Source organism: Streptomyces sp. NPDC017979, assembly GCF_044328175.1.
Classification (GTDB): Bacteria; Actinomycetota; Actinomycetes; order Streptomycetales; family Streptomycetaceae; genus Streptomyces.
Genome location: NZ_JBIRGU010000004.1, coordinates 526537 through 552263, shown reverse-complemented (window position 1 = coordinate 552263; position 25727 = coordinate 526537). Strand labels below are relative to the sequence as shown.

24 protein-coding genes are annotated in these 25727 nt (G+C 74.1%); 13 read left to right on the top strand and 11 right to left on the bottom strand.

Translation table 11 applies throughout. The features are described 5' to 3' along the window. Positions 1-51 precede the first annotated feature (51 nt). Positions 52-516, bottom strand: a complete 465-nt coding sequence (locus ACH4E8_RS15345; RefSeq protein ID WP_398448329.1) for a DUF6194 family protein — start codon at positions 514-516, stop codon at positions 52-54. 47 nt (positions 517-563) lie between these two features. Between ACH4E8_RS15345 and ACH4E8_RS15340 the strand changes: the two genes are divergently transcribed. Both ACH4E8_RS15340 and ACH4E8_RS15335 read left to right on the top strand, forming a co-directional pair. After that, positions 564-1331 (top strand): MerR family transcriptional regulator, encoded by a 768-nt coding sequence (locus ACH4E8_RS15340; protein WP_398448186.1) that lies wholly within the window; start codon positions 564-566, stop codon positions 1329-1331. A gap of 61 nt (positions 1332-1392) precedes the next feature. Beyond that, a complete protein-coding gene (locus ACH4E8_RS15335) occupies positions 1393-2622 on the top strand; it encodes an MFS transporter (protein WP_398448184.1) in 1230 nt (409 codons plus the stop codon). On the opposite strand, the gene ACH4E8_RS15330 is transcribed toward ACH4E8_RS15335, so the two are convergent. After that, positions 2573-3226, bottom strand: coding sequence for a TOPRIM nucleotidyl transferase/hydrolase domain-containing protein (locus ACH4E8_RS15330; protein WP_398448182.1), 654 nt, complete (start codon positions 3224-3226; stop codon positions 2573-2575). The genes ACH4E8_RS15335 and ACH4E8_RS15330 overlap by 50 nt on opposite strands. Positions 3227-3568: 342 nt before the next feature. On the opposite strand from ACH4E8_RS15330, the gene ACH4E8_RS15325 reads away from it, so the two are divergent. The 3 genes from ACH4E8_RS15325 to ACH4E8_RS15315 all read left to right on the top strand — a co-directional run bounded on the left by ACH4E8_RS15325 (position 3569) and on the right by ACH4E8_RS15315 (position 8893). Next, positions 3569-3760 carry a class II lanthipeptide, LchA2/BrtA2 family gene (locus tag ACH4E8_RS15325; protein ID WP_398448180.1) on the top strand — a complete coding sequence of 64 codons (192 nt, stop codon included), beginning with the start codon at positions 3569-3571 and terminating at the stop codon, positions 3758-3760. Positions 3761-3913: 153 nt separating this feature from the next. Further along, positions 3914-6094 (top strand): peptidase domain-containing ABC transporter, encoded by a 2181-nt coding sequence (locus ACH4E8_RS15320; protein WP_398448178.1) that lies wholly within the window; start codon positions 3914-3916, stop codon positions 6092-6094. 3 nt (positions 6095-6097) lie between these two features. Then, the gene (locus ACH4E8_RS15315; protein WP_398448176.1) at positions 6098-8893 is read left to right on the top strand and encodes a DUF4135 domain-containing protein; all 2796 of its coding nucleotides are present in this window, start codon (positions 6098-6100) and stop codon (positions 8891-8893) included. 22 nt (positions 8894-8915) lie between these two features. On the opposite strand, the gene ACH4E8_RS15310 is transcribed toward ACH4E8_RS15315, so the two are convergent. Continuing rightward, positions 8916-11975, bottom strand: a complete 3060-nt coding sequence (locus ACH4E8_RS15310) for a BTAD domain-containing putative transcriptional regulator (RefSeq protein WP_398448174.1) — start codon at positions 11973-11975, stop codon at positions 8916-8918. A gap of 231 nt (positions 11976-12206) precedes the next feature. On the opposite strand from ACH4E8_RS15310, the gene ACH4E8_RS15305 reads away from it, so the two are divergent. Beyond that, positions 12207-12638, top strand: coding sequence for an SgcJ/EcaC family oxidoreductase (locus ACH4E8_RS15305; protein WP_398448172.1), 432 nt, complete (start codon positions 12207-12209; stop codon positions 12636-12638). Positions 12639-12686: 48 nt separating this feature from the next. Here the strand turns inward: ACH4E8_RS15305 and map are convergent, their stop codons facing one another. From map to eno, 4 genes are all read right to left on the bottom strand, one after another. After that, positions 12687-13454 carry a type I methionyl aminopeptidase gene (map, locus tag ACH4E8_RS15300; protein WP_398448170.1) on the bottom strand — a complete coding sequence of 256 codons (768 nt, stop codon included), beginning with the start codon at positions 13452-13454 and terminating at the stop codon, positions 12687-12689. Between the two features lie 145 nt (positions 13455-13599). After that, positions 13600-13905, bottom strand: coding sequence for a hypothetical protein (locus tag ACH4E8_RS15295; RefSeq protein WP_398448168.1), 306 nt, complete (start codon positions 13903-13905; stop codon positions 13600-13602). After that, positions 13898-14467: an RNA polymerase sigma factor gene (locus ACH4E8_RS15290; RefSeq protein ID WP_398448166.1), complete on the bottom strand. Its 570-nt coding sequence runs from the start codon at positions 14465-14467 to the stop codon at positions 13898-13900. Before ACH4E8_RS15290 ends, ACH4E8_RS15295 begins: the two co-directional genes overlap by 8 nt. Before the next feature lie 208 nt (positions 14468-14675). After that, complete coding sequence (gene eno, locus ACH4E8_RS15285) at positions 14676-15959, bottom strand: phosphopyruvate hydratase (RefSeq protein ID WP_398448164.1); 1284 nt, start codon at positions 15957-15959, stop codon at positions 14676-14678. Positions 15960-16059: 100 nt separating this feature from the next. Here eno and ACH4E8_RS15280 point away from each other — a divergent pair, with 100 nt between their 5' ends. Both ACH4E8_RS15280 and ACH4E8_RS15275 read left to right on the top strand, forming a co-directional pair. After that, positions 16060-16932 carry a winged helix-turn-helix transcriptional regulator gene (locus ACH4E8_RS15280; protein WP_398448162.1) on the top strand — a complete coding sequence of 291 codons (873 nt, stop codon included), beginning with the start codon at positions 16060-16062 and terminating at the stop codon, positions 16930-16932. A 39-nt stretch (positions 16933-16971) separates the two neighbouring features. Beyond that, positions 16972-18012 (top strand): pyridoxal 5'-phosphate synthase, encoded by a 1041-nt coding sequence (locus ACH4E8_RS15275; RefSeq protein ID WP_398448160.1) that lies wholly within the window; start codon positions 16972-16974, stop codon positions 18010-18012. 132 nt (positions 18013-18144) lie between these two features. On the opposite strand, the gene ACH4E8_RS15270 is transcribed toward ACH4E8_RS15275, so the two are convergent. Continuing rightward, positions 18145-18327, bottom strand: coding sequence for a hypothetical protein (locus tag ACH4E8_RS15270; RefSeq protein WP_398448158.1), 183 nt, complete (start codon positions 18325-18327; stop codon positions 18145-18147). A gap of 175 nt (positions 18328-18502) precedes the next feature. On the opposite strand from ACH4E8_RS15270, the gene ACH4E8_RS15265 reads away from it, so the two are divergent. Then, positions 18503-19138 carry a MerR family transcriptional regulator gene (locus ACH4E8_RS15265; RefSeq protein WP_398448156.1) on the top strand — a complete coding sequence of 212 codons (636 nt, stop codon included), beginning with the start codon at positions 18503-18505 and terminating at the stop codon, positions 19136-19138. 66 nt (positions 19139-19204) lie between these two features. Beyond that, positions 19205-20698 (top strand): hypothetical protein, encoded by a 1494-nt coding sequence (locus ACH4E8_RS15260; protein ID WP_398448154.1) that lies wholly within the window; start codon positions 19205-19207, stop codon positions 20696-20698. Between the two features lie 29 nt (positions 20699-20727). Here the strand turns inward: ACH4E8_RS15260 and ACH4E8_RS15255 are convergent, their stop codons facing one another. Both ACH4E8_RS15255 and ACH4E8_RS15250 read right to left on the bottom strand, forming a co-directional pair. Next, positions 20728-20877 (bottom strand): DUF6126 family protein, encoded by a 150-nt coding sequence (locus ACH4E8_RS15255; RefSeq protein WP_398448152.1) that lies wholly within the window; start codon positions 20875-20877, stop codon positions 20728-20730. Next, positions 20874-21224 carry a metalloregulator ArsR/SmtB family transcription factor gene (locus tag ACH4E8_RS15250; RefSeq protein WP_361546779.1) on the bottom strand — a complete coding sequence of 117 codons (351 nt, stop codon included), beginning with the start codon at positions 21222-21224 and terminating at the stop codon, positions 20874-20876. The genes ACH4E8_RS15255 and ACH4E8_RS15250 overlap by 4 nt, the downstream gene beginning before the upstream one ends. Before the next feature lie 421 nt (positions 21225-21645). Between ACH4E8_RS15250 and ACH4E8_RS15245 the strand changes: the two genes are divergently transcribed. The 3 genes from ACH4E8_RS15245 (at position 21646) to ACH4E8_RS15235 (ending at position 24307) form a co-directional block, all read left to right on the top strand. Further along, positions 21646-23364: a SulP family inorganic anion transporter gene (locus tag ACH4E8_RS15245; RefSeq protein ID WP_398448327.1), complete on the top strand. Its 1719-nt coding sequence runs from the start codon at positions 21646-21648 to the stop codon at positions 23362-23364. A gap of 10 nt (positions 23365-23374) precedes the next feature. Beyond that, positions 23375-23791 (top strand): ATP-binding protein, encoded by a 417-nt coding sequence (locus ACH4E8_RS15240; protein WP_398448325.1) that lies wholly within the window; start codon positions 23375-23377, stop codon positions 23789-23791. Between the two features lie 99 nt (positions 23792-23890). Continuing rightward, positions 23891-24307 carry an STAS domain-containing protein gene (locus ACH4E8_RS15235; protein ID WP_398448150.1) on the top strand — a complete coding sequence of 139 codons (417 nt, stop codon included), beginning with the start codon at positions 23891-23893 and terminating at the stop codon, positions 24305-24307. A 43-nt stretch (positions 24308-24350) separates the two neighbouring features. On the opposite strand, the gene ACH4E8_RS15230 is transcribed toward ACH4E8_RS15235, so the two are convergent. Beyond that, a complete protein-coding gene (locus ACH4E8_RS15230; protein ID WP_398448148.1) occupies positions 24351-25373 on the bottom strand; it encodes a helix-turn-helix domain-containing protein in 1023 nt (340 codons plus the stop codon). Between the last annotated feature and the right edge of the window lie 354 nt (positions 25374-25727).

Sequence of the window (25727 nt, the reverse complement as noted above, 5' to 3'; positions counted from 1 at the left end):
GCGTGGGTATTCTTTGGGCTCCATCCCTTGGGTTCCAGGTCGCTTTCCGTCTCAGACGCCGCCCGGTCCGTGGCGCCGTTCGAAGCGGGCGCGGGCGGCGTCGTGGGCGGCGCGCAGCAGCCGCACGACCGTGGCCCCCGTCCGCACGCCCGGATTGACGACGCAGACCCAGCCGAGCGCGCCGTACACCGGGTGCGGCAGCACGAGGTCGACAGTCGCGTGGTCGCGGTGACCGAGGTCGCGCGGCTCCTCCCCGGTGAGGTCCTCGAACGTCGCCCGGTCGACGTGGACGTTCACCCGCCAGCGGCCCGGCGGGTCCAGGTCGGAGGCGGTGTCGTCGGGGTAGTCCTTGGTGACGACCGTCCCGTACGGCTGGACGTTGCGCGGCACCTCGCCGTCGGGCGCGTAGTAGAAGAACGCGTCGCCCCACGCGAGCTCGGGGAAGTCGTCTCCGCGGGTCGGGCGGAGCACGAGCGCGCCGTCGAAGCCGTGCACGGTCGCGATGATCTGTTCCATACTCATGGTTCAAGCGTGACCTTCAAGTGCTTGTGTGGGGTTGCTCCATGGACGGACCGGAGAGCAGCGCCCGGCGGACGCCGCTGAGAACGGCCGACGTCGCGCGCGAGACCGGGTACTCGCTGCAACAGGTCCGCGACCTGGAGCGGCTGGGCGTCATCCCCCCGGCCGCGCGATCGAGCAACGGATACCGGTCCTACGCGCCGATCCATCTGCACGCCCTGCGCGCCTACCGGGGACTGGCCGGCGCGGTGGGGCCGGTCGAGGCCCGGCGGGTGCTCGCGGAGTTGCCCACCCGGACGGCGGCGGAGGCGGCGTCGGCGATCAACGGGGCGCACGTCCGGCTCGCGCGGGAGCGGGACGAGGCGCTGCGCGCCCTCAAGGCGCTGGAGGCGATCGCCGCCGAAGCCGACGCGGCCGGGTTCGAGCAGGAAGGCGCGGGGGCGGGCGACGCGATGACGATCACGGAGTTGGCCGGGGCCCTCGGCGTGCGTCCGTCGACCCTGCGGTTCTGGGAACAGGAAGGGCTCGTGGCCCCCGAGCGGGTGACGTCGCTGCGAGCCCGGCGCTACGGCCTCCCGGCGATCCGGGCGGCCAGGATCGTCGCGGCCCTCCGCGCCGCCGGCTACGGCATCCCCGCGGTGCGCGAGACCCTGACGTCCCTGCACCGGCTCGACGGCCTGGAAGAGGCCCGACGCGTCCTGCGCCGACGGCTCGACCAGATCGCCGTACGGACCGTCGCCCTGCTGGCGGCGGGCGCGGACCTGGCGGCCGTCATCACTGCCGCCCGGTCGCCCGTGAACCCCTGCCCTTGACTCACGCGCCGCCCCCTCGGCGCCGGGAGTGCGCCGGCGCGCGCTGGGTAGGTACGTCCGCATGGCCGTGCCGAAGGCAAGCGGGTTCGTCCTGACCGGCTCCGCGACCGAAGTGGCGCGACGTCTGAGGACGGTGCGGCTGGCCGTCAGCGCGGTGTTCTTCGTCACCGGCGCCACCTTCGCCACCTGGGCCTCCCGCGTCCCCGCGGTGCAGGACCGGCTCGACCTCTCCGCCGGTCAACTCGCCGTGGCCCTCGTGGGGTTGAGCAGCGGCGCGTTCCTCGCCCTGCCACTGATGGGCGGACTGGTGGCCCGCTACGGCAGCCGTACGGTGCTCTGCGTCGGCATGGCCGCCTATCTGACCGCCCTCGTCGGCCTGGCGCTGGTGCCCGGACTCGCGCTGCTCACGGTGGCGCTGGCGCTGTTCGCCTGCGGCAACACCGCCGTCGACGTGGCCATGAACACCCAGGGAGTGCTGATCGAACGGGCCTACGCGCGCCCGGTGCTCGGCGGCTTCCACGCGATGTTCAGCCTCGGCGGCATCGTCGGAGCGGGCGTCGGCGGGCTGGTGGCCTGGGCGGGCGTCGGGACCGGGCCGCACTTCGCCGGCGCCGCGGTGGTGCTGTGCGCGGTGGCGGGCGCGGCGGTGACCGCACTCGTACCCGAGCCGAAGCGGGCCGCGCGCGCGGATCGGGCGGCACGGTCCGGCGAGGAGCCCGGCCCGCTCCTCGCCCTGCCCGGACCCGGGCTGTGGATCCCCGGACTCGTCGGCTTCTGCGCGCTGATGGGGGAGGGGGTCGTGAACGACTGGGGCGCGGTCTACCTGCACGAGGAGGCGGGCGCGTCCGCGGGCGCGGCGGGCGTCGGCTTCGCCGTCTTCTCGGCCGGGATGGTCATCGGCCGGCTGGCCGCCGACCGGGTGCGCTCCCGCATCGGCACGGCCGGCTTCACCGCGGGGTGCGCCGCCGTGGCCGCGGTCGGCGGCGCGGTCCCCGTCGCCGTCCCCACCGCCTTCGCCGGCTTCGTCGGCTACGGGCTGCTGGGCCTCGGCATGGCCGCCGTGGTGCCCGTGGTCTTCAGCCACGCCGCCGACCTGCGCCCCGAGCGTCCCGGCCCCGCCATCGCCGCCGTCTCCGCGGTCGGCTACGTCGGCTTCCTCGCCGGTCCGCCCGTCATCGGCTTCCTCACCGAAGCGACGGGCCTGCGCACGGCGATGCTCGTGCTGCCCGCCCTCATGCTCGTCATGGCCGCGCTCGCCGCTCGGCTGCGTCGACCGGTCGCAGGGCGGTGAGCAGGTCGTCGAGCGGGGCGGGGACCCGGTCGAGGTCCAGGGCCTGGACGAGGACCCGACCGTAATGGATCTTGCGCCCCTTCTTCGTGCCGAAGAATCGCCGCAACTGCTGCTGCGCGGGGCGGCCCTGCTGCGCGGGCTGGCGTAGGAAGGTCTGGAGGGGCCGCAGATCGCCCTCCGTCCGGACCAGTTCCGTCACCCGCGCCACCCCCAGCGCACGGATCAACTCGTCCTCCAGGTCCGCCGCGCAGACGAAGAACTCCTGCGGCTGGGCACCCGCCCGCTCCCAGCCGCGCGCGTAGTAGCGACGCTCCGCCTCGTCGCACAGCCCGGTCAGCCGCAGTCCCAGCCCCGGCGGGCCCAGGAGCCCGGCGTACCGGCCGACGCTCATCGCGCCGCCCATCGGCAGCACGCACACCCCTTCGGCCGCCAACTCCCGCCCGCGGCGCGCAGCCAGCGCATCGACCGCGGCGACGTCGCTCGGCCCCTCCAACAACACCGCCGTGCGCACCCGAAACTCCGCGGCCAACTCGCCCGCGGGTCCACCGGGACCACCGGCGGCCCACGCGGCGACGGCTTCCCTGAACGCCCCCATGTCCCTCATGGGCCGAGTCTGCGCCCTTTCCGGCCGCCGGCGTAGCCAATTTCCGCCCGGCCGCCCGGCCGCCTGGTGCCGACGCTGTCGGGACGGTGACGGCGAGCCCGCCCCGCGCGCGCCGCGAGGCTTCGTCCCTCCTCGCCACGGCTCCCGCAAGGTTTTCGGCGAGGTCCCCGCAAGGTCCCGTCGGCACGGTGGTGCACCAAGGGCCGCGTCCGGTCGCACGGTTCGCGTCCCGGCCCAGGTGCCGCCCCTCGCGGGCGGATCCGGGGGAGGGCCGGGGCGGAACCGGCGATCGGACCCGGTCCCGTGACAGGTCCGTGAACCACGACGGAAGGAAGCAGTCAGATGGACAAGACCACGGAGAAGTTCGACGACGGACTCGGCCGCCACGACGAGTTGGAGCTGATCGAGCTGGGCGAGGGCGAGGCCCACGGCGGAACCATCTCGCCGGCCACCCCGTGGACCCCGGCGACCCCGGGCGTCTCGGCGACGCTCAGCAACGCCGTCTGCCCCACCGCACGCGTCTGGTGCAAGTGAGCGCGGACACGCACTAACCCATGTCGTCGCCCGTGACGCCGCACCGGCAACGGAGCCGACGACATGAACCGGGGCGGGGTGAGGAACCGGTCAACGGGCCCTCACCCCGCGCCCTTTCCGCTTCCTCCCTCCGCGAGTCTGCGAGCAGATGACATGAGACTTCCTCGTCCCGGCGCTCGGCCGCGCCGGGTGCCGACGACCAGCCAGGTGGCCCAGACGGAGTGCGGCCTGTGCTGCTGCGTGTCCGTCCTGCGCTTCCACGGCCGCACCGAAGACGTGACGAGCGCCCGACGGGACCTGGACGCCGGACGGGACGGGCTCGGAGCCGGCCAGCTCGGCCGCTTCCTGCGCTCCCGGGGGATGGACGTCCGCACCTTCCGAGTGGGACGGGTCGACCTGCTGCGCACCTTCAGCGCGCCGGTGATCCTCTTCTGGGAGGAGCGCCACTTCGTGGTCCTGGAACGGTTCGACGGCCGGCGCGCCGTGGTGATGGACCCCGCCGTCGGCCGGCGCCGGCTGTCCCGCGCCGAACTGGAGGCGGGCTTCAGCGGGATCGCCCTGCTCGCCGAGCCCGGAGCGGACTTCACCCGGCTGCGCCCCAGGCCGCTGCACGAGTGGCGGGGGCTACCCCTCCTCGCGGCGGGCTCGCGCCGAAGGCTGGCGGCGGTGGCCCTGCTCACGCTCGGCGGGTACGGCGCCGTCCTCGGCATCCCGCTCCTCACCCGCTGGGGCGTCGACCAGTACACCCGGTGGGGCGGCGGCACGGACGGACTCGCCGTCGTCCTCGCCCTGATCCTGGTGGCCGCCGCCGCCCACTGCGCGATCCAACTCGTGCGGGTCGTCCTGCTGTCCACCGTGGTCACGCTCCTCGGGCGGCACCTGATGACGCACACCTTCCGACGGCTGCTCTCCCTGCCGCTCTCCGTCTTCTCCACCCGCTCCCCGGGCGAGCTGCTGTTCCGGCTCAACAGCGTCAACATGGTCCGGGACCTGCTGTCCTCCCGAGCCGTCCAGGGCGCGTTGGACCTGGGGACCCTGCTCTGCGTGTCGATCTACCTGTTCACCGTCGAATGGCGGCTCGGCTCGATCGCCACCCTGCTGTTCCTCGGCAACGCCGGCTATCTGGCCCTGACCCGCACCCGCGTCCAGGAAGCCGTCGACGCCGAGATCAACTGGCTCAGCCGCAGCCAGTCCGCCCAACTCGACGCCATCGTGTCCATGCCGACGATCAAAATGGGCGGGTACGCGGAGCGGTTCCTCAAGGACTGGGGCGACGTCTACGACGCCTCCCTCGACGCCATGCGGACCCGGATGCGCCTCCAACAGGGCCGGATCATGGGCATCAGCGGCGCCCTCCAGCTCTTCGGGCCGGTGGTCATGCTCTTCGCCGGGCTCAGCCTGGTGGGCCAGGGACGCATCTCCCTCGGCGCCGCCATCGCGGTCCAGGCGGTCTCGGCGAGTTGCTTCGCGCTCGCCGGCTCCGTCTTCCAGACGTACATCGAATTCACCGAGGCGACCCGGCACATGGCCCGGCTCAAGGACATCAACGAAACGCCCCCCGAGCCGCCCGGCGGCACCCGACCGGTGCCCGGGGCGGCCGTCCTGCGGCTCGACGGCGTCTCGTTCCGCTACACCCGCGACGGCACGGACGTGATCGCCGACGTCCACCTGGAAGTGGCGCCCGGCTCGCGGATCGCCCTGGTCGGCGCCTCGGGCTCCGGCAAGAGCACCCTCGGCCGGGTCGTCTGCGGGCTGTACGAGCCGACGCGCGGCACCGTACGGCTCGGCGGCCACGCCCTGAGCGAATACCCCCGGGACCAACTGCGCCGCCGCATCGGCTACATCCCCCAGGAAGTCCACCTGCACAACCGGACCATCCTGGAGAACCTGACCCTCGGCCTGGACGTCTCCCGCGCCGAAGCCGAGGAGTTCTGCCGCACCACGGGCCTCCTCGGCTTCCTCGACGACCTCCCCATGGGACTCGACACCCTGGTCGCCGAGATGGGCACCAACTTCTCCGGCGGCCAGCGCCAACGGATCGCCCTCGTCCGCGCCCTGCTGCGACGGCCCTCCTTCCTCCTGCTCGACGAGGCGACGTCCGCCCTGGACTCCGTCAACGAACGTCGCGTCACCGCGCTCACCGAGCGGCTCGGCGTCACCCAGGTCGTCATCGCCCACCGGCTCTCCACCGTCCACGCCGCCGACCGGATCCACGTGCTGCACCGCGGACGGATCGTCCAGAGCGGCACCCACCACGAACTCCTGACCCCGGGCACCCACTATCACGCCCTGTACACCAGCGGCGCCCCCGGCGCCCTCGTAGGAGGCGAGTGAGCCATGACCGAGACCACGACCGTCGCGATCCCCGCCTTCCTCCCCTTCTACCGGCACGTCGTCAGCCCGGCCGCGGTCGCCGCGGCGCTGCGCCCGACCGCCGTCCCCGTCACCGTCCCCGAACGGCTCGCGGAACTCCTCGACGACGTCCACGCCACCCTCCAACAGGCCGTCGAGGGACAGTCGTTCCGGACCCTCATCCGGGCCTTCCACTCCTTCCGGGCCGGCCAGGGGCTCCCCGCGGCCAAGGAAGGCGACCGCGCGCTGCGCCGCTTCACCCACCACCTGGAGGACCCGGCGGCCTGCGAACGGATCCTCGCCGACCACCCCGTGCTCGACGAACGCCTCGACGCCTTCGTCCGCGGCTCCCTCGCCGCGTACGCCGAAGTCCTCCAGCACTACGCCGACGACCTGCCCCGGCTGCGGGCCGCCGCGCTGGTGGGCCCCGACGCGTCCGGGGCGCGGATCACGGCGCTCTCCGCCGCGGGGTCCGACCTGCACAACGGCTACCGCCAAGTGGTGGGCGTACGGCTGGCCGACGGCACCCGGCTCGTCCACAAGCCCCGCCCCCTCGTCTCCGACGACTTCGTACGGGACCTGTACGCCGCCGCCGAGCCGTACCTCACCCACTCCCTGCGCCGGTGCGTCCCGCCGTCGCTGAGCGCGGACGGCCACGGTTGGCAGGGGTTCGTGGCCCACCGACCCATGGACGCGCCCGAGCAGACCGGGCGCTACTACTACCGCTTCGGTGCGCTCTGCGCGGTCTTCGGCGCCATCGGCGCCTGCGACCTGCACCACGAGAACGTGCTCGCGCACGGCGAGCACCCGTGCCTGATCGACACGGAGACGGTGCTGCGGCCCGAGGTCGGCGAACGCGGCACCGCGCTGCCGCTGACGCTGATGCACCACCTCCAACTCTCCGTCGCCACCACCATGCTGGTGCCGATGGTGAACCCCGCCTCACCCGTCGACGTGCTGATGGCCGGGGTCGGCGTCGCCGGCGAACAGCGCTCGGACCTGAAGGGCGCGACGGTCCGCGACCCCGGCTGCGACGCGATCTCCGTCGGCTGGGAGACCGGTGCGTACCGGCATGACGGCAACCTCCCCCACCTCGGGGACGTGCCCCTGAAGGCGACCGACCACTACGCCGACATAGTGGCCGGATACACCGACGCCCTCTCCTTCGTCCGCAGCCGAGACGTCCTGCGCGTCCTGGACGCCCACGCCGACCTGCCCGTGCGGTGCCTGATCCGTTCGACCATGGTGTACGCCCGCTTCCTGGACGCCGCCACCCACCCCGACTACCTCGCCGACCGCGCCGAGTCCGACCGGCTGCTGCGGCTGTTGGCGGGCTTTCCCGCCTACCTCTCCGAGGAGGGCGCACACCGACTGGGCCTGGCCGAACACGCCTGCCTGGCCACCGGCAACGTGCCGTACTTCAGCACCCGGGGCGACAGCCGGGAGATCACCGCCATCGGCGCCGGGCCGCTCGCCGTCGTCACCGGAACGCCGCTGGAGTTCGCCCGCGCCGGCGTCGCCGTGAACGCGGCACGCGGCGATCTGCACCACCGGTTCCTGCTGGAGGAGACCTTCGGCGAACTCGCCGACGAGGGCGGGCCGCAGGGACTCAGCGCGCAGAGCGTCTTCCGCCGCAGCCACCTGGCCGCCGCCCCCGGCGCCTGGTGGCCCGCCATCGCCCGGCTGATCAGGGACGTCGGCGTCAGCACCGAGGGCCCGAAGGGCACGGAGACCGGCTGGCTGTGCGGCGTCGGGCCCGGCAGGGCGACCCCCACCCTCGCGCCCGGCACCTTCGTCTCCTTCCACGACTCCGGCGGGATCGTCTCCTTCCTGGAGCGCGCGGCCCGGTACGACGTCGAGCTGACCGATGCCCACTGGAGCGCCGAACGCGGCCTGGACGCCCTGCTGTCCGTGTACGGCGACGCCCTGGCCGACACCGCCGACTCGGTGTTCTCCGGCACCGCATCGCTGCTGCTCGCCCGCCCCGGCCGGCCGGCCCCCGACTGGCTGGAGGACCTGCTCGGCACCGTCGGGGAACGCATCGCCGACGGAAGCGCGGGCGGCGATCTGGCGTCGGGCCCCGCCGGCCTGCTGATGGTGCTGCTCTCCCGGGCCGAGCGCGGCGACCGGAGCCTGCTGCCCGTCGACGCACCCCTGACCACCCTGGTGGACGCGGTACGGGCCGCGCTCGACGCACCGCGGGCGGCCGACTGGTCCGACGTGGCCCACGGCGAACTCGGACTGCGCTGGGCCCTGTCCCGGGCCGGCCGGGTACTGGGCGACGCCGCGCTCGTCCGCGCGTCGGCCGACTGGCTCGCGGACCGCACCGCCCACGGGGCGGCGCCCACCGGCACCGGATGGTGCAAGGGAGCGGCCGGGCTGCTCCTGGCGTCCGCGGAGATCCTGGTGTCCGCGGGCCGGCAGGAGGCGCTGCACGACGGCTGGCACGCGGAACTGCTGGCAGCCGCCGTGCGCCTGCCCGAGCGCGGGCCGGTGGACCTGTCGGTGTGCCACGGCAGCAGCGGGGTGGTGCAGTCGCTGATCGCCACCGGTCGGCTGCTGGGCGAGAGGTCCCTGCTGGAGCGGGCCGACGACTTCCAGCAACGGGTGCTCGACCGCATCCGCACGGCCGGCTTCTCCACCGGCGCACCGGGACGCACCTCCCTGCTGGGCTACCTCCTCGGGTGGGCCGGGATCGGCGACAGCGACCTGCTGCTGCACGCCGGCAGGACCGGACGCGACGGCGTGCCGACGGTGCCGGTGGCGCTGGAAGCCGGCTGAGGCTGCGCCGTACGGGCGTTCCTCAGGACACCTGCGCGGTGTCCGCGCCACCGGGAGCTGCGGCCCCGTCGACGCACGGGGCCGGCGGCTCGACGCCGAGCGCGGCGAAACCCGCCCGCGCCCGCTCCCGGTGCGTCGCCCCCTCGCCGCTGCGCCCGAGGGCGCCGAGCGCATCGGCGACGAACTGGTGGGCGCGGGCCTGTTCGTACGGATCACGGGCGCGTTCCGCGTGGGCGAGCCCGGTGCGGGCCCGCCCCAGGGCGCCGGCGTGGTCGGCGGCGGCCTGGAGGCTGACCGCGTGCTCCAGGTCCAGCACCGCCAACTCGCCGGGGTCGTCGAGCCCTTCGGCGGCCGACAGCGCCTCGCGGTGCAGTTCCAGCGCGGTGCGGTGCTCCCCGGCGCGGGTGTGCGCGGTCGCCAGGACCGAGTACGCCAAGGCGGTCCTGGCGCGGTGCCCGAGCCGCTCCATCGCGGCGAGGGCCACGCGCCCGTACGCGAAGGCGTCGTCGATGCGGCCCAGCCGCTCGTACAGGATGCCCAGGTTGAGCCGGGCGCTCGCCTCGCCGTGCGGATCGCCCTGCTCCCGGAAGATGTCGAGCGAACGCAGGGAGTGCGACAGCGCTTCCTCGTACCGGCCCATCCGGGCGAGGACCCCGCTGACCAGGGTCAGCGTCGACGACTCGCCGAGGACGTCGCCCGCGTCGCGGCGCAGTGCGAGCGACCGCAGGCCGTGGCGCAGGGCGTCCGGGTAGCGACCGCTGTAGTAGGAGACGACGGCCAGGTTCGTCAGGGAGGACGCCACCCCGACGTGGTCCCCCAGCGAGTGCCGTCGGTCCACCGCCTCCTCGAACGCCCCGGCCGCCTCCTCGTACCGGGCGAGCTGCCACAGCGCCGTGCCGAGGTTGTGCACGGTGTCGGCGTGCCCCGCGGGGGCGTCGAGGTGCCCCAGCGCCGCGAGGGCGACCCGGTGGGAGGCGGTCCACTCCGTCAGGTGGCCGCGGAGGAAGTAGTAGGGCCACAGGGTGCGCGGCAGCCGCCAGGCGTGCTCGTGCAGTCCGCACTCGTGTGCCCGCCGCACCAGCGCCGTGAGGTTCTCCCGCTCGGCGTCCAGCCAGTCCAGGGCCTGTTCGTACGCGGTGAACTGCGGGGCAGCGAAGGGCGCCGGTGCCTCCCCGGGGGCGCTCGTGCGGCGCGGATCGACCTGTCCGACGGCCGCGGTCGCCGTGTGCAGCAGGAAGTCCGCGTACCGCTGGAGCGCCCCGCGCTGCCACGCCGCCGACTCGTCGCGCGCGGCGCGCTCGGCGGCGAACAGCCGCGTCAGGTCGTGCATGCGGTAGCGGCCGGGGGCGTGCTCCTGTAGGAGGTGCGCGCCGACGAGGGCCCGGAGGGCGGCCCGGGTTGCGGATGCGGTCGACTCGGCGAGTGCCGCCGCCGCGTACGGGTCGACGTCGGTGCCGGACACCGTGCCCAGGAGCCGGAAGAGCTGCGCGGCGGCGGGCGGCAGCGCCTTGAGCGAGGCGGTGAGGACGGCGCGCAGGTCGGCCGCGACGTCACCGGTGTCGAGCGCGTCCAGCCCCGAGTGCGCTTCCCCCACCTCGTCGGCCAGCGCGGCGAGGAGGAGTTCGGGGCTGGTCGCGGCGCGGGCGGCCAGGATGCCGACGGCCAGCGGCAGCCCGGCGCAGTAGGCCAACAGGGAGGTGACGGCGGCGGGTTCGGCGGCCGTGCGTTCGGCGCCCACGAGCCGGGTGAACAGCGCGTGGGCCTCTTCCTCGGCGAACACGTCCAGGGTGAGGGGGCGGGCGCCGTGGGCCGCGGTCAGCCCGGGCAGGCGACTGCGGCTGGTGACCACGACGGTGCAGCCGTCACCGCCGGGCAGCAGGGGAGCGACCTGTGCGGTGTCGCGGGCGTTGTCGAGGAGGACGAGGAAGCGGCGGCCGGCCGTGAGGCTGCGGTAGAGCGCCGACTGTCCGTCGAGGTCCCGGGGCACCCCCTCGGGGTCGGTGCCGAGCGCGACCAGGAACCCGCGCAGGGCCGTCTGCGGGGACATCGGGTCGGCCAGCGGATCGAAGCCGCGGAGGTTGGCGTAGAGCTGCCCGTCGGGGAAGCGGTCCAGGTGGTGGTGGGCCCATTGGAGGGCGAGCCAGGTCTTGCCGATGCCCCCGGCCCCGGCGATGGCGGAGATCACCACGGTCCGTGCCGGCTCGGCACCGTCAGCCAACAGGCCGTCGAGTGCCGTGATCTCCTTGGCGCGGCCGGTGAACGTGACGGGTGGGGAGGGGAGTTGTCGCGGGACGGGACCGGACGCCGGTGCGGCGGTGGGGTCCACGGGGGCGGCGGGGGCGGTCAGCGCGGGGTCGGCCGTGAGGATGCGGGTGTGGAGGGCGCGTAACTCAGGTCCGGGGTCCGCGCCGAGTTCGTCGGCGAGTCGCCGGCGCAGCTCTTCGTACCGCGTCAGCGCCTCGGCCGTGCGCCCGCCCCGGTACAGGGCCAGCACCAGCTGTCCCACCAGCCGCTCGTCCAGCGGTCGGTGCCGGACGAGCGCGGGCAGTTCGCTGAGCAGCCTCAGGTGGTCGCCGAGGCGCAGTCGCAGGTCGTGGCGGTCCAGTTCGGCCTGGGCGCGTTCGTGCTTCAGGGTCTCGCGCAGCGCGTTGAACCAGACGGTGTCCACGGTGGCGAACGGGTCGCCCCGCCACAGCAGCAGCGCCTGTTCCAACAGCGCGTCGGCTTCGGCGTCGTCGGCCTTGCGGGCGCGGGCCACCAGCGTGCGGAACCGGTGCAGGTCGACCGCGTCGGCTTCGGTGGTGACGACGTAGCCGCCGGGCCCGCGGTCGATCCGCACCTCACCGGCCGGAGCGAGGGCCCGGCGCAGTCGGGAGACGGAGCTGTACACGGAGTTGAGCGCCTGTCGCGGCGGGTCGTCTCCCCAGACGCGTTCGACCAGTTGCTCCGCCGTCACCGCCCGCGGGGAGTCGACGAGCAGCGCGGCCAGGACGCACCGCTGTCGGGTGTGGCCGAGCGCGTCGACGGGACGTCCGTCGATGTGCGCTTCGATGGTGCCGAGTAAGCCGAATTCGGCGGACATGCGCGGATCCCCCTCCGTCTCCGCGCGCGACGGTCCCGTCGACGCGCGGAACCCCCGTGTTCCGTGCTCGACGGTAGCCCCTGCGCGTCCGGGCCGGTGGGGAAGCGGGCAAACAAGCCATCCGCTGGCGCACTTGACCTCGATCTTGCTTGAGGTTGTCGGATGGTGTCCGGCGGTCGACGCGGTCGCCCCGGACGCGGTCCGGAAGCCCCAGTGGAAGAGGGAGCGGTCATGACCAACGAGGTCCTCGTCGTGGGAGCGGTGTCGCAGCAGACCCGGGAGGCGGTGTCCGGGGTGGTGAAGGCGCTGGAGCAGGCGTTCAACGCCAAGGACGGGACGGCGCTGAGCGAGCAGTTCGCCGTCGACGCGTCCTGGTCCAACGCCATGGGCACCCGCTTGGACGGGCGGACGGCGATCGCCGAGTTCAGCGGGCCGGCGCTGAAGGGGTTCCTACGGGACTCCTACGCCCGCTACGACATCACCAAGCTGCTGGCGGTCGCCCCGGGCGTGATCGCGGTGAACGTGGTCCAGACGCCGACCGACGCCGCCGGCGGGCCCGTCGAGGGGCCTTGGGGTTCGACGCTCTACGTCGTCGCCGAGCGTCCCGACGGTTGGAAGATCGTGGCGGGCCAGAACACCGCCGTGTCGGCTCCGGCCGCCTGACGGCGGGCCCCGCCGCCCCGGTTCGCTTCTTCCTGCGAGGGGTGCGGGTCAGGGCAGGGTGAGGACGCGCGGGCCCCGGTCGGTGATGGCGACGGTGTGCTCGAAGTGGGCGGCCCGGCTGCCGTCGGTGGTGCGCAGGGTCCAGCCGTCGACGTCGGTGCGGTACTTGTCCCGTCCGCCGGCCATCAGCATGGGCTCGATGGCGAGGACCAGGCCGTGCCGGAGGGGGAAGCCGCGGCCCGGGCGCCCGCGGTTGGGGACGTGGGGGTCCTCGTGCATGCTGCGGCCGATGCCGTGGCCGCCGAAGTCCGCGGGCATGCCGCAGCGCGCCTTGCGGGCGACGGCGTCGATCGCGTGCGAGATGTCGCCGATCCGGGCGCCGACCCGGGCGGCGGCGATGCCGGCGTCGACGGCCCGACGGGTGGCGTCGATCAGCTCCAGGTCCTCGGGGCGCGGCGTTCCGACGGTGAAGCTGACGGCTGCGTCGCCGGCCCAGCCGTCGAGCAGGGCGCCGCAGTCGACGCTCACCAGGTCGCCGTCGCGCAGCCGGTAGCCGGTGGGGATGCCGTGGCTCACCGCGTCGTTGACGGAGGTGCAGATCACGGCGGGGAAGGGGGTCGGCGCGAAGGACGGCTGGTAGCCGAGGAAGGGCGAGGTGGCGCCAGCCTCGTTCAGCACGGCGCGGGCCGCGTCGTCGAGTTCCTTGAGGGACACCCCCACGTCGGCCGCCTCCCGGACCGCGGCCAGGGCGCGGGCCACCACGCGCCCGGCCTCCCGCATGGCGTCCATCGCCGCGTCCGTCTTGATCTCCACCATGTGCAGTCGCTCCTCGTCCCACCCGGGGCCAATACTTATACCGGTATTAGTATCACGGTCTCGGGGTGGGTCGCACCTGCCCCGGGGAACGGGCGGGCCGGCTCGCCCGGCGCGGCGAAAGCGCACGCCCGGCGAGCCGGCTCCGTCAGGTCCGGGCCGCCGCCCGGTCCCGTACCTCCTTCTGCGCCGGGCCCCGGGCGACGGTCAACTCGCAGCGGCCGTCCTCGCAACTCCGTCGCAGCCTGCCCCGCGACAGGGTCTGGGCCAGGCCGACGGTCCAGCACAGGGGGCAGCCGCGCAGCGCCAGCAGCCCCACCGGGGCGAGCAGTAGGCTCACCGGCCCGGTCAGCGGGATCAGCAGGACCGAGGCGGCCAGGGAGCCGAAGCCGACGGCGCCGCGCGCCAGGTGGCGGGGTACGGACGCGCTGGCGAAGTCGCCGGGCTCACGCATTCGCACCACCGCCCCGTGCGGCGCCCGCGCCGGAACCGGGCCGCAGCGCCTCGCGGACCGCGGCCCGGGCCCGGTGCAGCCGGGACTTCATGGCCGCGGTGCTCAGGCCGAGGGCGTCGGCGGTCATCCGGCCGCTGTAACCCTGCACGTCCCGCATGATCAGCACCCGCCGCTGGTCGGCGGGGAGGGCGGCGATGGCCCGGGCGACCAACTCGGCCTCCAGGCGCAGCAGTACGTCCTCCTCCGGCGAGGGGGCGGCCGCCTCCGGCAGCGGCTCGGAGCCGCGGAGCATCTGTCGGGTGCGGCGCAGGCACTCGTTGCGCACGATCCGGAACATCCAGGAGGCCAGTGCGCCCGAGGCCCGGAGCATCCCGATCTTCCGGTACAGGATGATCAGCGCCTCCTGCGCGGCGTCCTCGGCGTCCTGCGGGGTGGCGCACAGGGAGTGCGCGAACCGCCGCACGTGCGGGTGCGAGCCGGACACCAGGGCGGCCACCGCCTCCCCGTCGCCGTCCCGGGCCGCGGCGATCAACTGGTCGCCGGGCCAGGTGCGGTCAGCCACGGCGGCTCCCGCGGCGGCGCAGGAAGAAGAAGGTGCAGGCGCACAGTAGGACGGCTCCGCCGATGACGGCACCCGTGATCATGACTACCTCCGGTTCGCGTACGGCCCGTTCGTCCGTACCCCCATGAGAGGCGTCCCGACGGCGGAAGGATTCAGGGCGCCTTCCGCGCCCCGGCGGGCGTCACCCGCGCAGCCCGGACGGTATCTGTCACGCGCGACCGAGCGCCGCCCTGCCCGCGTACCGCGCCTGCTTGCCCAACTCCTCCTCGATGCGCACGAGTTGGTTGTACTTGGCGGTGCGGTCGGCGCGCGAGAGGGAGCCGGTCTTGATCTGGCCGCAGCCCGTGGCCACCGCGAGGTCGGCGATCGTGGTGTCCTCGGTCTCGCCGGAGCGGTGCGACATCACGACGGTGTAGCCGGCGCGGTGTGCGGTCGCGACGGTGGCCAGCGTCTCGGTGACGGTGCCGATCTGGTTCACCTTCACCAGGATCGAGTTGGCGATCCCGTCCCTGATGCCGGCCGTGAGCAGCGCCTCGTTGGTGCAGAACACGTCGTCGCCGGTGAGCTGGCAGCGGTCGCCGAGCCGGGCCGTGAGCGCGCGCCAGCCGGCGTGGTCGTCCTCCGCCATCGGGTCCTCGATGGAGGTCACGGGGTAGCGCTCGACGAGCGAGGCCAGGTAGTCGGCGTGCTCGGCGGGGGAGCGGCGCACGCCCTCGCCGGCGTACTCGTACGCGCCGTCGCGGAAGAACTCGGACGCGGCCGGGTCCATGGTGAGCACGATGTCGGTGCCCGGCTCGTACCCGGTCTGCTCGACGGCCCGGACGACGAAGTCCAGGGCCTCGTCGGCGGTGCGCAGATCGGGCGCGAAGCCGCCCTCGTCCCCGACGTTCACGCTGTGGCCCGCGGCGATCAGGTCGTTCCGCAGGGTGTGGAAGACCTCCGAGCCCATCCGGACCGCTTCGGCGAAGGTCGCCGCCCCGATCGGGGCGATCATGAACTCCTGGAAGTCGAGCGGGTTGTCCGCGTGGGCGCCACCGTTGACGATGTTCATCATCGGCACCGGCAGCAGCCGGGCGTCGACCCCGCCGACGTAGCGGTACAGCGGCAGCCGGTGCGAGGCCGCCGCGGCCTTGGCGGCGGCCAGGGAGACGCCGAGGATCGCGTTCGCGCCCAGCCGCCCCTTGTCGGCGGTGCCGTCCAGGTCGATCAGCGTCGCGTCGATCGTCGCCTGGTCGTCGGCGCCGAGGCCGACCACCGCGTCCGAGATCGCGTCGTTCACGGCGTCGACCGCGCGCCGCACGCCCTTGCCGTGGAAGCGGGCCGGGTCCCCGTCGCGCAGCTCCACCGCCTCGCGCGCCCCGGTGGACGCACCGGAGGGGACGGCCGCCCGGCCCAGCGATCCGTCCGAGAGGACGACGTCGACCTCCACCGTCGGGTTGCCCCGGCTGTCGATGATCTCGCGTCCGACGATCCGGCTGATGACGACGGGCACGCCGTGCCTCCTCGCGTTCGGTCCGCCGCGCAGCATCACGGCAGAGATAAGTTTTAGCGTGAAACAAAGTGGGTCCTGAAAATGAACCTACTATGGGCCCATGAGGATGCACAACGCCGACGAGACCTGCGGCATCGCCCAGGCAGCCGTCGTCCTGGGTGACTGGTGGAACGTGCTCGTCCTGCGCGAGATCGCCCGCGGCCACGTCAGATTCGACGCGCTCGCCGCCGAGATCGGCCTGTCGCGGAACGTGCTCACCGAGCGCCTCGGCCGGCTCGTCGCCCGCGGCGTGCTGCGCCGCAGCCTCTACCAGCGGCGCCCAGTGCGCTACGAGTACCTGCTCACCGACGCCGGCGCAGCGCTGCTGCCGCTGCTCGTCGCCATGCAGGACTGGGGCGACCGCTGGGTGCTCGGCGACGGCGGCCTCACCGCGACGAGCGCGCAGGACGGCGCGGAGCACGCCCGCGTCCACGCGCTGGCCGGCACCCGACTGCCCGACGGGCTCGCGCTGCCGGGCGCCCAGGGCGGCGCCGAACTGCCGTTGGTCTCCGCCGGAGCCCGCGCCACGGTGCTGTTCACCTACCCCGGCACCGGGGTCGACTGGGGCGATCCGCCGATCCCCGGCGCCCCCGGCTGCACCCTGGAGAACCGGCTCTTCCGGGACGTCTGGCCCGACTTCCAACGGGTCGGCGCGGACGTGCGCGGAATCAGCACCCAATTCCCCCACGAACAGGCCGAGTTCGCCCGCGTCGAGCAGGTGCCGTACGCCCTGCTCTCCGACGCCGCCCACCGGCTGGCCGCGGCGCTGCGGCTGCCGACCTTCCGTGGTGCGGGCCGGCTGCGGCACAAGCGGCTGATCCTGATCGCCGACGCCGAACGGACCGTGCGCCACGTCCTGTTCCCGGTCGTCGACATCCCGGGCGCCGTCGACGAGGGCCTGCGCCTGGCCGCGCAGTGCGCGCGCACCCCCTGACCGTCCCCCTGACCTCCCGTCGCGAAGGAGCCACCTCTGATGGCCGAACGCCCCGTCCACCTCTTCTCGTACGGCACGCTCCAACTGCCCCAAGTCCAGCTCTCCCAGTTCGGCCGGCTGCTCGACGGCGTCCCGGACGCCCTGCCCGGCCACCGCACCACCACGGTCCTGATCACCGACCCCGACGTCATCCGGGCCAGCGGCACCGACCGGCACCCGATGGTCGTCGCCTCCGCCAACGCCCGGGACGCCGTCGAAGGGCGGGTCTTCACGATCACCCAAGCCGAACTCGCCGCGGCCGACGCGTACGAAGTCGACGACTACGCCCGCGTCGAGGTCACCCTGCGCTCGGGCACCCGCGCGTGGGTGTACCTGGAGCGTGCGAGCAGCGCGCCCGGTGACGGCGCTGACGAACCCGTAGACGTACGGCAGTGGCTGCGGGACCTTGAGGTGTTCGCCGGCCCGCTCGCTGAGTTCGACCCGGCCGCCGCCCCGGCCGACCCCGTCCCGCTGTTCCTCGACTGGCTGCGGGCGGCCGTCGCGGCGGGCGTGCCCGAGCCGCACGCCATGACCCTCTCGACGGTCGGGGACGACGGCGTCCCGGACGCCCGGGTGCTCATCCTCAAGCACGTCGACGACGTCGACGCCGGCTGGCAGTTCGCCGTGCACGCCGGCAGCCCCAAGGGCCGCCAACTCGCGGCCCGACCCCGCGCGGCACTCACCTTCCACTGGCCCCTCCTCGGCCGACAGGTTCGACTGCGCGGCGACGTCGAGCCCGCGCCCCCGGAGCAGAGCGCGGCCGACTTGCTGGCCCGCACGCCCTCCGCCCGGGCGGAGACGCTGTTGGGCCGCCAGAGCGACCACCTCACCGACCCCGAAGAACGCGACGGCGCGTTCCGCGCGGCCCTCGCCCGCATCGAGTCGGACCCCGCCCTGGTCGACCCCGCGTGGACGCTCCACACGCTCGTCCCGACCGGGGTCGAGTTCTGGCAGGCGGCCAAGGACCGCGTCCACACCCGGCTCCGCTACGAACGCCCCACCCGCACCGCGCCCTGGCAGCGCCACGTGCTGTGGCCGTAGGGCTCCTCGTCACAGTCCCGTCGGCCCGGCGCCGAGATCCCGCGGTCGGCGACCGGCACGGTGATGTCCTCGCCGGTGGACCGGACGGTCACGGTCGGGCCCGACGCCCGCCCGGCGGACGGGCGCCGGCCGTCATCCGTGCGGGCCGATGCGCCAGTGCCGGGCGTGCTCGTACTGCCGGGTGAGACGGACGAACGCGCCGCCCCTGGACAGCAGTTCCGCGGCCGTCCCGGACTCCACCACCCGGCCGTCGTCCAGCGCGACGACGTGGTCCGCCGCGGTCAGCGTGGCGGGCCGGTGCACGATCACGATCACCGTGCGGTCCGGGTCGTCGCGCTGGACGACGGCCTGCGTGATCGCCGCCTCGTCCCTTGTCCCCTCGACCCCTGACGCGGTGGAACTACCTCCGCACCCCGGCCGGGTGTGACAAGGTATGCCTTACCTCACTAAGATCTTGAGTCTTCAAGGCGACTTGATGTCAAATGACCGCATGAGCGATCTCCGAGGCGTCTCGATCGGCCAGGCCGCCGCCCTCTACGGCCTCGCCCCGTCGGCCCTGCGGTGGTGGGAGTCCCAACGGGTCCTGCCCGCCCCGCCGCGGGTGCGGGGCCGCCGGGTCTACACCGAGACGGAACTCCGCCGCATCGGCCTCGCCTACCTGTGCTGCGTCACCGGGGCGATGCCCCTCGACGAGGCGTCCGTGGTGACCTCGGGCAGCAGGAACGGCGATTGGCGACGGACGGTGCGGCAGCACGCCCGGGTGGTCGAAGAGAAGATCGAGCAGTTGCAGAGCGCCCGCGCCTACCTGCTGCACCTGCTCCAGTGCCCGGACGACGACATCGTCGACGAGTGCCCGGAACTCGACGCGGAACTGATGAACCGCACGCCCCGCGGACTCGTCCCCACCGAGGGCCTGGTGGCCGCGGCCCGCTCACTCCCGGGCCGCACCCCGCCCCCGCGGCAGCGTGACGAAAAGAAGCCGCTCCGTGCGGAAGAGCCACCATCCGAAGGCCGCTGCGTCGTCTGCTCGGCCCCCTTCCCCCGCGAGCCCCGGGGCCGCCGCCGCACGTACTGCTCACGCGCGTGCCAACAGCGCCAGTACCGACGGAACGCGAAGCGCCCATAGGCACGGCCACGTGGGCGGTGGGGAAACCCCCGCGCTCGTCGTCCAGTTGGCGGGCAGGATGCGGGGATGCGCCATCTCCTGTGCGGGCTCGCCGCCAACCCCGCCCTGACGCCAGAGGCGATCGACCGGCTGATCGGCGTCGCGGACGACGACATCGGCGCGGCCCTCGCCGGCCGGGCCGACCTGAGCCGCACCCAGGCCGTTGCCTTGGCGGCACGCGTCGAGGCCAGCGCGGTGCGGCTCGCGTACGAAGGCCGGCTCACCGCCGCCGACATCGACCCCCGCACCCGGCCGGTCGTCGCCCTCGCCCTGCTCGACCAGGGCCTCGGCCCGGCAGGCTGGGCGCGCCTCTTCGCGGCGGATCCGGACCCGGAGCGCCGGGAGAAGTTGGCGGCATGCCCCGGACTGCCGGTCGACGTCGTGGCGACGCTCACGGCGGACCGGGACGTGCGCGTCGTCGTCGAACTCGCCTCGTGGGCGGGCCCTGACACGGCCGCCGCCCTCGCGGATCATCCGCACGCGGAGGTGCGCCGTGCCGTGGCGACCAACGAGGCGACGCCGCCGGCCGTCCTGGGGGCGCTCCTGGTCGGGGAGGGGCTTTCCGCGCCGCGCCGCTGTCCGGGCTGCGACCGTGGGGAGCAGCGTCACTCGCGACTCTCATCGCTCGGCTGCGACGGCACCCACGAGTCCGCCGTTCACGACGTGCGGGTGGCGACGCTGCGCAACGCCGCCACCCCCGCCGAAGCGGTCGCCGCCTTCGTCTCCGCCGTCGAGCACCCTTCGACGGCGCTGCGCTGGGCGCTAGCCGGGCGCCCGGACCTGGCCGCGCAGGCGTGCACACGACTCGCCTCGGACCCCGTCCCCGGTGTCCGGGGCGAACTGGCCGAGAACCCTGCCATCGACGACGCCGTCATCCGGACGCTGGCCCGCGACCACGACCCCGAGGTGCGCCGCAGGCTCGCACACCACCCCCGGGTGCCCCTCGACGTCCTCAGGGAGCTGGCCCGTACCTCCCGCATCGGCAGCACCCTCCTGCCGCGGATCGCCACTGCCGCAGCGGCCGAGGTCGACGGGCTGGCCGCGGCGCCCGACCCGGTCATCCGGATGCTGGTGGCCCAGCGACGGGACCTGCCGCCCGCGGTGCGCGACCGGCTGGTCGGCGATGCCGACGCGAAGGTGGCCAAGTCCATTGCTGCGCACCCCGGCCTGTCGGAGCGGCAGCTGCGCGCGCTGGTCGATCGATACGGCGTCCGCGTCCACGCCCGCGTGGCGGCGAACCCGGACGCCCCCGCGGCGCTGTTGGAGGAGGTGGCCCGACACGAGCCACCGGCGCGGAAGGCGTTGCGCGAGGTCGCCCGGCACCCCGTCGCCACCGCAGGGGCGCTGCTCGCGTGCCTGGCGGACGAGCGGGCCAGGCCGATCGTCGCCGGCCGTCCGGAGCTTGAGTCGTCGGTTGTCGTGGAGTTGCTGGACGACGCGGACTGGCAGGTGGTGGAAGCGGCGGCCGCCAACCCCGCCCTGCCCGGGGCCGTCGTGGCGGAGTTGCTGCGCCGCATGTGAGCGCCGGTCGCTCCGTGGTTCGTCCGCCGCTACCTGGCCCGTTCGCCGACGTAGAAGAGGATCCAGATGAACCCGGCGAACAAGTGCGTGCCGAAGATGTAGAAGAAGACGCGGAGCGCGACCCCCTTCTCCAGCCACGCTTCCCGGTCCTGCTCGCCCTTGGCGGGGCGTTTGCTCATGAGGTGCCTCGCTGGTCCGCGGTGGTCAGTTCGGCCAGCAGTTCGCTCTGGCCGGTGAGCATTTCGGTGAGGATCCGACGGGCTGCCCGCATGAGTTCGGCCACGTCGCCGCCGGCGAGTGCGTAGACGACGGTGGTGCCCTCGCGGGTGGCCGTCACGATGCCCGAGCGTCGTAGCACCGCGAGTTGCTGGGAGAGGCTGGAGGGCTCGATCCCGATGTCGGCGAGCAGGTCACGGACCGGCATGGGGCCGTCCTGGAGGAGTTCCAGGACCCGGATCCGGACGGGGTGGCCGAGCATGCGGAAGAACTCCGCCTTCGCCTGGTACAGCGGAACCGCGGGCTTCATCGGGAGCGCACCTCGCCTGAGGAATTGAAGAACTCTTCAAGGTTACCTCCGGGGCGGGCGGCGGTGCGAATCCCCGCTGCCGGGCCGGCGGGCGCCCGCCGTCGCGGGAGTCGTCGGCGGAGGTCGTGGCCAGGGCAGAAGCCATCACTGTTGGTGAATTGCAAAGTTTTTCAATTCCCTACATCATGGCCCGGGGCTTCCGTGGAGGAGTCTGCCGCGAGCGGTGGCCGACCGCCCCGGTCGAGCGCCGGCGCGAGGGCGGCGGCGAGGAGGAGTGTGGGCGATGCGGAGTGCGCTGTGCGAAGCGGAGGCCGGGCCTGCCGCGCCCGCCCGCGGGGGAGCGAACCGGTCCGGTGCGAGCCGGGTCGCGGACGCCGTCGGTGACGTCCCGGGAAGCTGAGGAAACGATCCGTTGAGCACGATGGGGGCCCGCGGCATCGCCCGGGCGCGTTCTCTCCTGCCCTCCCGCGCGGACCTGGCGGTGATGGCCCGCGACCCGAAGCGGGACCTGCTCGCCGGGCTGACGGTGGCGATCGTCGCGCTGCCGCTGGCGCTGGGGTTCGGCGTCTCCTCCGGACTCGGCGCCGAAGCCGGGCTGGCGACAGCCGTGGTCGCCGGTGCGCTCGCCGCGGTCTTCGGCGGCTCGAACCTGCAGGTGTCCGGCCCGACCGGGGCGATGACCGTGGTCCTGGTGCCCATCGTCGCCCGGCACGGCCCGGCGGGCGTGCTCACCGTGGGACTGCTCGCCGGGCTGATGCTGCTCGCGCTGGCCGCCCTGCGGGCCGGCCGCTACATGGCGTACGTCCCCGCCTCCGTGGTGGAGGGGTTCACCCTAGGGATCGCCCTCGTCATCGGCTTGCAGCAACTCCCCAACGCCCTCGGCGTCGAAGCGGAGGGCGAGAAGGTCCTCGCGGTGAGCCGGCACGCCGTCGGCGCGTTCGTCGCCGCGCCGAACTGGACCGCACTCGCGCTCGCCGCCGGCGTCGCCGCGGTGATGCTGCTCGGGGCGCGCTGGCGCCCCGGCGTCCCGTTCTCCATCGTCGCCGTGATCGCCGCCACCGCGGTCGCCCAACTCTTCGACCTCGACCGGGCGGCCGTGATCGGCACCCTGCCGGCCGGCCTGCCCGCCCCCTCCCTCGGCTTCCTCGACCCCGCAGCGCTCGGCCCGCTGCTCGCGCCCGCCCTCGCGGTCGCGGCCCTCGCCGCGCTGGAGTCGCTGCTGTCGGCGCAGGTCGCCGACGGCATGACGACCGGCCAGCGGCACGACCCGGACCGGGAGCTGTTCGGGCAGGGCGTGGCGAACGTCGCCGCGCCCCTCTTCGGCGGGGTGCCCGCGACCGGCGCCATCGCCCGCACCGCGGTCAACGTGCGCAGCGGCGCCGCCTCCCGGCTCGCCGCGCTGGTGCACGCCGCCGTCCTCGCCGTCGTCGTGCTGGCCGCCGCCCCGCTGGTCTCCCGCATCCCGCTGGCCGCGCTCGCCGGCGTCCTGATCGCCACCGCCGTGCGGATGGTGGAGGTGGGGTCCCTGCGTGCGATGGCCCGCGTCACCCGCGCCGACGCCCTCGTCCTGGTCCTCACCGCGGTCGCCACCCTCGTCCTGGACCTGGTGTGGGCGGTGGTCATCGGCCTGGCCGTGGCCGGCGCGCTCGCCCTGCGGGCCGTCGCCCGCCAGGCCCGGCTGGACCGCATCGACATCCGCCCCGACCTGCCCGACGGCCACAGCGACGAGGAGCACGCCCTGCTCAGCGAGCACATCGTCGCCTACCGCATCGAAGGCCCGCTCTTCTTCGCCGCGGCCCACCGCTTCCTCCTGGAACTGTCCGAGGTGGACGACGTCCGCGTGGTGGTGCTGCGGATGTCCCGGGTCACCACCGTCGACGCCACCGGGGCGCTCGCCCTCAAGGACGCCCTCGACGAACTCGACCGCCGCGGCATCCTCGTCATGGTCTCCGGCGTCCACCCCGTCCAGCGCCGGGCCCTGGACGCCGTCGGCGCGCTCGACCTGCTGCGTCGCGACGGCCGGGTGCACGCCACCACCCCCGACGCGGTCGCCGCCGCCCGCGCACACCTGCAACGGACCGGACTCCTGCCCGCCAGCGCTCTGCCCGGCCCGCGATCCGCCCCGAAGGCAACCCGGTGAGGCCCCGATGATGTTCTCCGGTCTGGAAGACCTACCGCGACGGCTCGTCGTCGCCCTCCCCGCCACGGGGAAGTCCGTGCGCCTCGCCCGGGAGGCCGCCGAGCAGATCGTGACGCAGTGGGGGATCTCCCCGGGCCACCCCTCCGTCGGCCCGGCGCTCCTGATCGTCTCCGAACTGGTCACCAACACCGTCCGGCACGCCGCCGTCAGTTGCGACAACCTCACCGTGCTGTTCGCCGCCGGCCGGGACACCTTCGCCTTCGCCGTCCACGACCGCCACCCCTACCAGCCGCCCCTGCACGCCGCCGCGCCCGGCAGCGGACTCGCCACCGTCGCCGAACTGACCACGGACCTCGGCGGCACCGCGGTGGTGCGCGCCGACGGCGACGGCCACGGCAAGACGATCTGGATCACCCTCCCGCTGTGAGCACCCGCGCAGTACCAAGCGCGAAACACCAAGCGCGCAACACCACGCACCGAGCACCACCCCGCAGTGAACACCGCCCTAGACGAAGGTAGGAGAGCCGTGACGATCGAGTGGCGCTACACCACCCGGCCCGGTCTGGGCGTCCTGTCCCTGTCCGGCCACCTCGGCCCGGACGCCGTGAAACGCTTCCACGGCGCCATCGACTGGGTGGCCGCCCGCGGCACCGGCCCGGTCATCCTCGACCTGACCCATCTGCGCGGCTGGTCCGCGGACGGCCAACTCGCCATCATCCGCGCCGCCCGCCTCCTCGCCAGCCACGAGCGCCCCCTCCACCTCGCCGCCATCCCCGCCGACGGCTCCCTCGTCCCCAACGAAGGAGGCCCCCGCATCCCCGTCCACGGCGACCTGCCCACCGCGCTCGCCGTCCACCCCGCCGCGCCCCCCACCGCCACCACCGAGCGCGAACGCGCCTGGCGCACCGACCGTTGGCCCGACGCGAGACCGTCCAGAGCCTGACGCCCCTCGTCGGAGCCCGTCGGAGCCCGTCGGAGCCCGGGCTTCACGCGCCGTGCGCCCGGTGGGCCGCCATCTGCCGGTACTCGCTGGGCGTCATGCCGTACGCACCCCGGAAGGACCGGCTGAACTCGGCCGCCGTCAGGCACCAGCGCGCCGCGACCACGTTGATCGGCTCGTCCGCCCGGCGCGGGTCGGCGAGTTCGGCCCGGGCGCGCGCCAGCCGCCGCTGCCGGATCAGCGCCCCCACGGTGACGCCCTCGTCGCGGAAGAGCCGGTGCAGATGGCTGGTGGAGACGTGGTGCGCCGCGGCCACCAGCGACGGGGTCAGGGCGGGGTCGCCCAAGTTCTGCTCGATGAACGCCTTGACCCGCAGGGCGGTCGTGCGCCGGTGGCTGTGCTGCGGCAGGGCCCGTTCGTCGTTCGACACCTGCGCCAGCACGGCCGCCGTGAGGTCTGCGACGACCTCCCCGAGTCTCGGCCCGTCCGCGAGCCGGTACTCGGGGAGGTTGCGCACGAGTTGCCGCAGGAAGTGCGTCAGCAGGGCGCCGACCCCTTGGTCGTCGCGGATCGGCAGTCCGACGGCCCGGTCCGCGAGCTTGCGGGGCAGCGGCAGCACCGCCTTGGGGACCTCGACCCCGATCATCAGGATCCGCCCCTTCTCCGCGGACGACCGGATCTCGACCGGCCGGGAGGAGTCGCTGGTGTGGAAGGTGCCGGGGCTCGTCCGCAGCGTCCGGTCCCGCCAGTCGGCCTCCCCGCTGCCGCGCAGCATCAACGTCAGGTGGTAGCTCTCGGGGTCCGACTGCCGGATGAGCCGGTCCGTACGGCGGAAGAGCACCGGCGGGAAGGCGGCCGGCCACACCGTCACGTCCCCGAGCCCGATGACGCGCTGGCGCGCCCGGAAGTCGTCGGCGCGTTCGCTGCACAGGTCCATGGGCGCGTGGGTGCTGCCCAGCAGCGTGCGCCAGTGGTCGAAGCGGTCCTCCGCGGCGAGGTGGTCGTTGGCGTACACGGCGCTGGGCAGGGGCAGTTCGGATGAGCCCGAGGGGAACGGCGTCCTGGACATGGCTGGTCCTTTCCGGTTCACGGTTCGACGGTTCGTGATGCGGAGGGCGGCGGTGTGACGGGGGCGGTGCGCTCGCGCCTTCCTCCGTACGGTCCTTCTGTACGTCCCGACGGCTCGTGCAGTCCACCCTGAGTCAAGGAACCTGCCACCCCACGCCAATGACGGGGCCGCCCCGCACCGGCACGCTGTGGGGGACAGGGATGCGGATGCCGGCCGGGCCCGTTCGTCGTGACGCCGCCCGTCGGGGCGCCCGTCGCCGGACGGGGGCCCGGCACGGAACACAAGGAGGCCGTTGTGCAGTCGTTGACGTCCATCGAGGACGGGTCGTGGCGGTGCTCCGTGGTTGGACGGGCG

Excerpts from the sequence above, each read along its gene's own strand:
- ACH4E8_RS15345 (WP_398448329.1), bottom strand. The coding sequence starts at position 516 with ATGGAACAGATCATCGCGACCGTGCACGGCTTCGACGGCGCGCTCGTG.
- ACH4E8_RS15340 (WP_398448186.1), top strand. The coding sequence starts at position 564 with ATGGACGGACCGGAGAGCAGCGCCCGGCGGACGCCGCTGAGAACGGCC.
- ACH4E8_RS15335 (WP_398448184.1), top strand. The coding sequence starts at position 1,393 with ATGGCCGTGCCGAAGGCAAGCGGGTTCGTCCTGACCGGCTCCGCGACC.
- ACH4E8_RS15330 (WP_398448182.1), bottom strand. The coding sequence starts at position 3,226 with ATGAGGGACATGGGGGCGTTCAGGGAAGCCGTCGCCGCGTGGGCCGCC.
- ACH4E8_RS15325 (WP_398448180.1), top strand. The coding sequence starts at position 3,569 with ATGGACAAGACCACGGAGAAGTTCGACGACGGACTCGGCCGCCACGAC.
- ACH4E8_RS15320 (WP_398448178.1), top strand. The coding sequence starts at position 3,914 with ATGAGACTTCCTCGTCCCGGCGCTCGGCCGCGCCGGGTGCCGACGACC.
- ACH4E8_RS15315 (WP_398448176.1), top strand. The coding sequence starts at position 6,098 with ATGACCGAGACCACGACCGTCGCGATCCCCGCCTTCCTCCCCTTCTAC.
- ACH4E8_RS15310 (WP_398448174.1), bottom strand. The coding sequence starts at position 11,975 with ATGTCCGCCGAATTCGGCTTACTCGGCACCATCGAAGCGCACATCGAC.
- ACH4E8_RS15305 (WP_398448172.1), top strand. The coding sequence starts at position 12,207 with ATGACCAACGAGGTCCTCGTCGTGGGAGCGGTGTCGCAGCAGACCCGG.
- map (WP_398448170.1), bottom strand. The coding sequence starts at position 13,454 with ATGGTGGAGATCAAGACGGACGCGGCGATGGACGCCATGCGGGAGGCC.
- ACH4E8_RS15295 (WP_398448168.1), bottom strand. The coding sequence starts at position 13,905 with ATGCGTGAGCCCGGCGACTTCGCCAGCGCGTCCGTACCCCGCCACCTG.
- ACH4E8_RS15280 (WP_398448162.1), top strand. The coding sequence starts at position 16,060 with ATGAGGATGCACAACGCCGACGAGACCTGCGGCATCGCCCAGGCAGCC.
- ACH4E8_RS15275 (WP_398448160.1), top strand. The coding sequence starts at position 16,972 with ATGGCCGAACGCCCCGTCCACCTCTTCTCGTACGGCACGCTCCAACTG.
- ACH4E8_RS15265 (WP_398448156.1), top strand. The coding sequence starts at position 18,503 with ATGAGCGATCTCCGAGGCGTCTCGATCGGCCAGGCCGCCGCCCTCTAC.
- ACH4E8_RS15260 (WP_398448154.1), top strand. The coding sequence starts at position 19,205 with ATGCGCCATCTCCTGTGCGGGCTCGCCGCCAACCCCGCCCTGACGCCA.
- ACH4E8_RS15255 (WP_398448152.1), bottom strand. The coding sequence starts at position 20,877 with ATGAGCAAACGCCCCGCCAAGGGCGAGCAGGACCGGGAAGCGTGGCTG.
- ACH4E8_RS15250 (WP_361546779.1), bottom strand. The coding sequence starts at position 21,224 with ATGAAGCCCGCGGTTCCGCTGTACCAGGCGAAGGCGGAGTTCTTCCGC.
- ACH4E8_RS15245 (WP_398448327.1), top strand. The coding sequence starts at position 21,646 with ATGGGGGCCCGCGGCATCGCCCGGGCGCGTTCTCTCCTGCCCTCCCGC.
- ACH4E8_RS15240 (WP_398448325.1), top strand. The coding sequence starts at position 23,375 with ATGTTCTCCGGTCTGGAAGACCTACCGCGACGGCTCGTCGTCGCCCTC.
- ACH4E8_RS15230 (WP_398448148.1), bottom strand. The coding sequence starts at position 25,373 with ATGTCCAGGACGCCGTTCCCCTCGGGCTCATCCGAACTGCCCCTGCCC.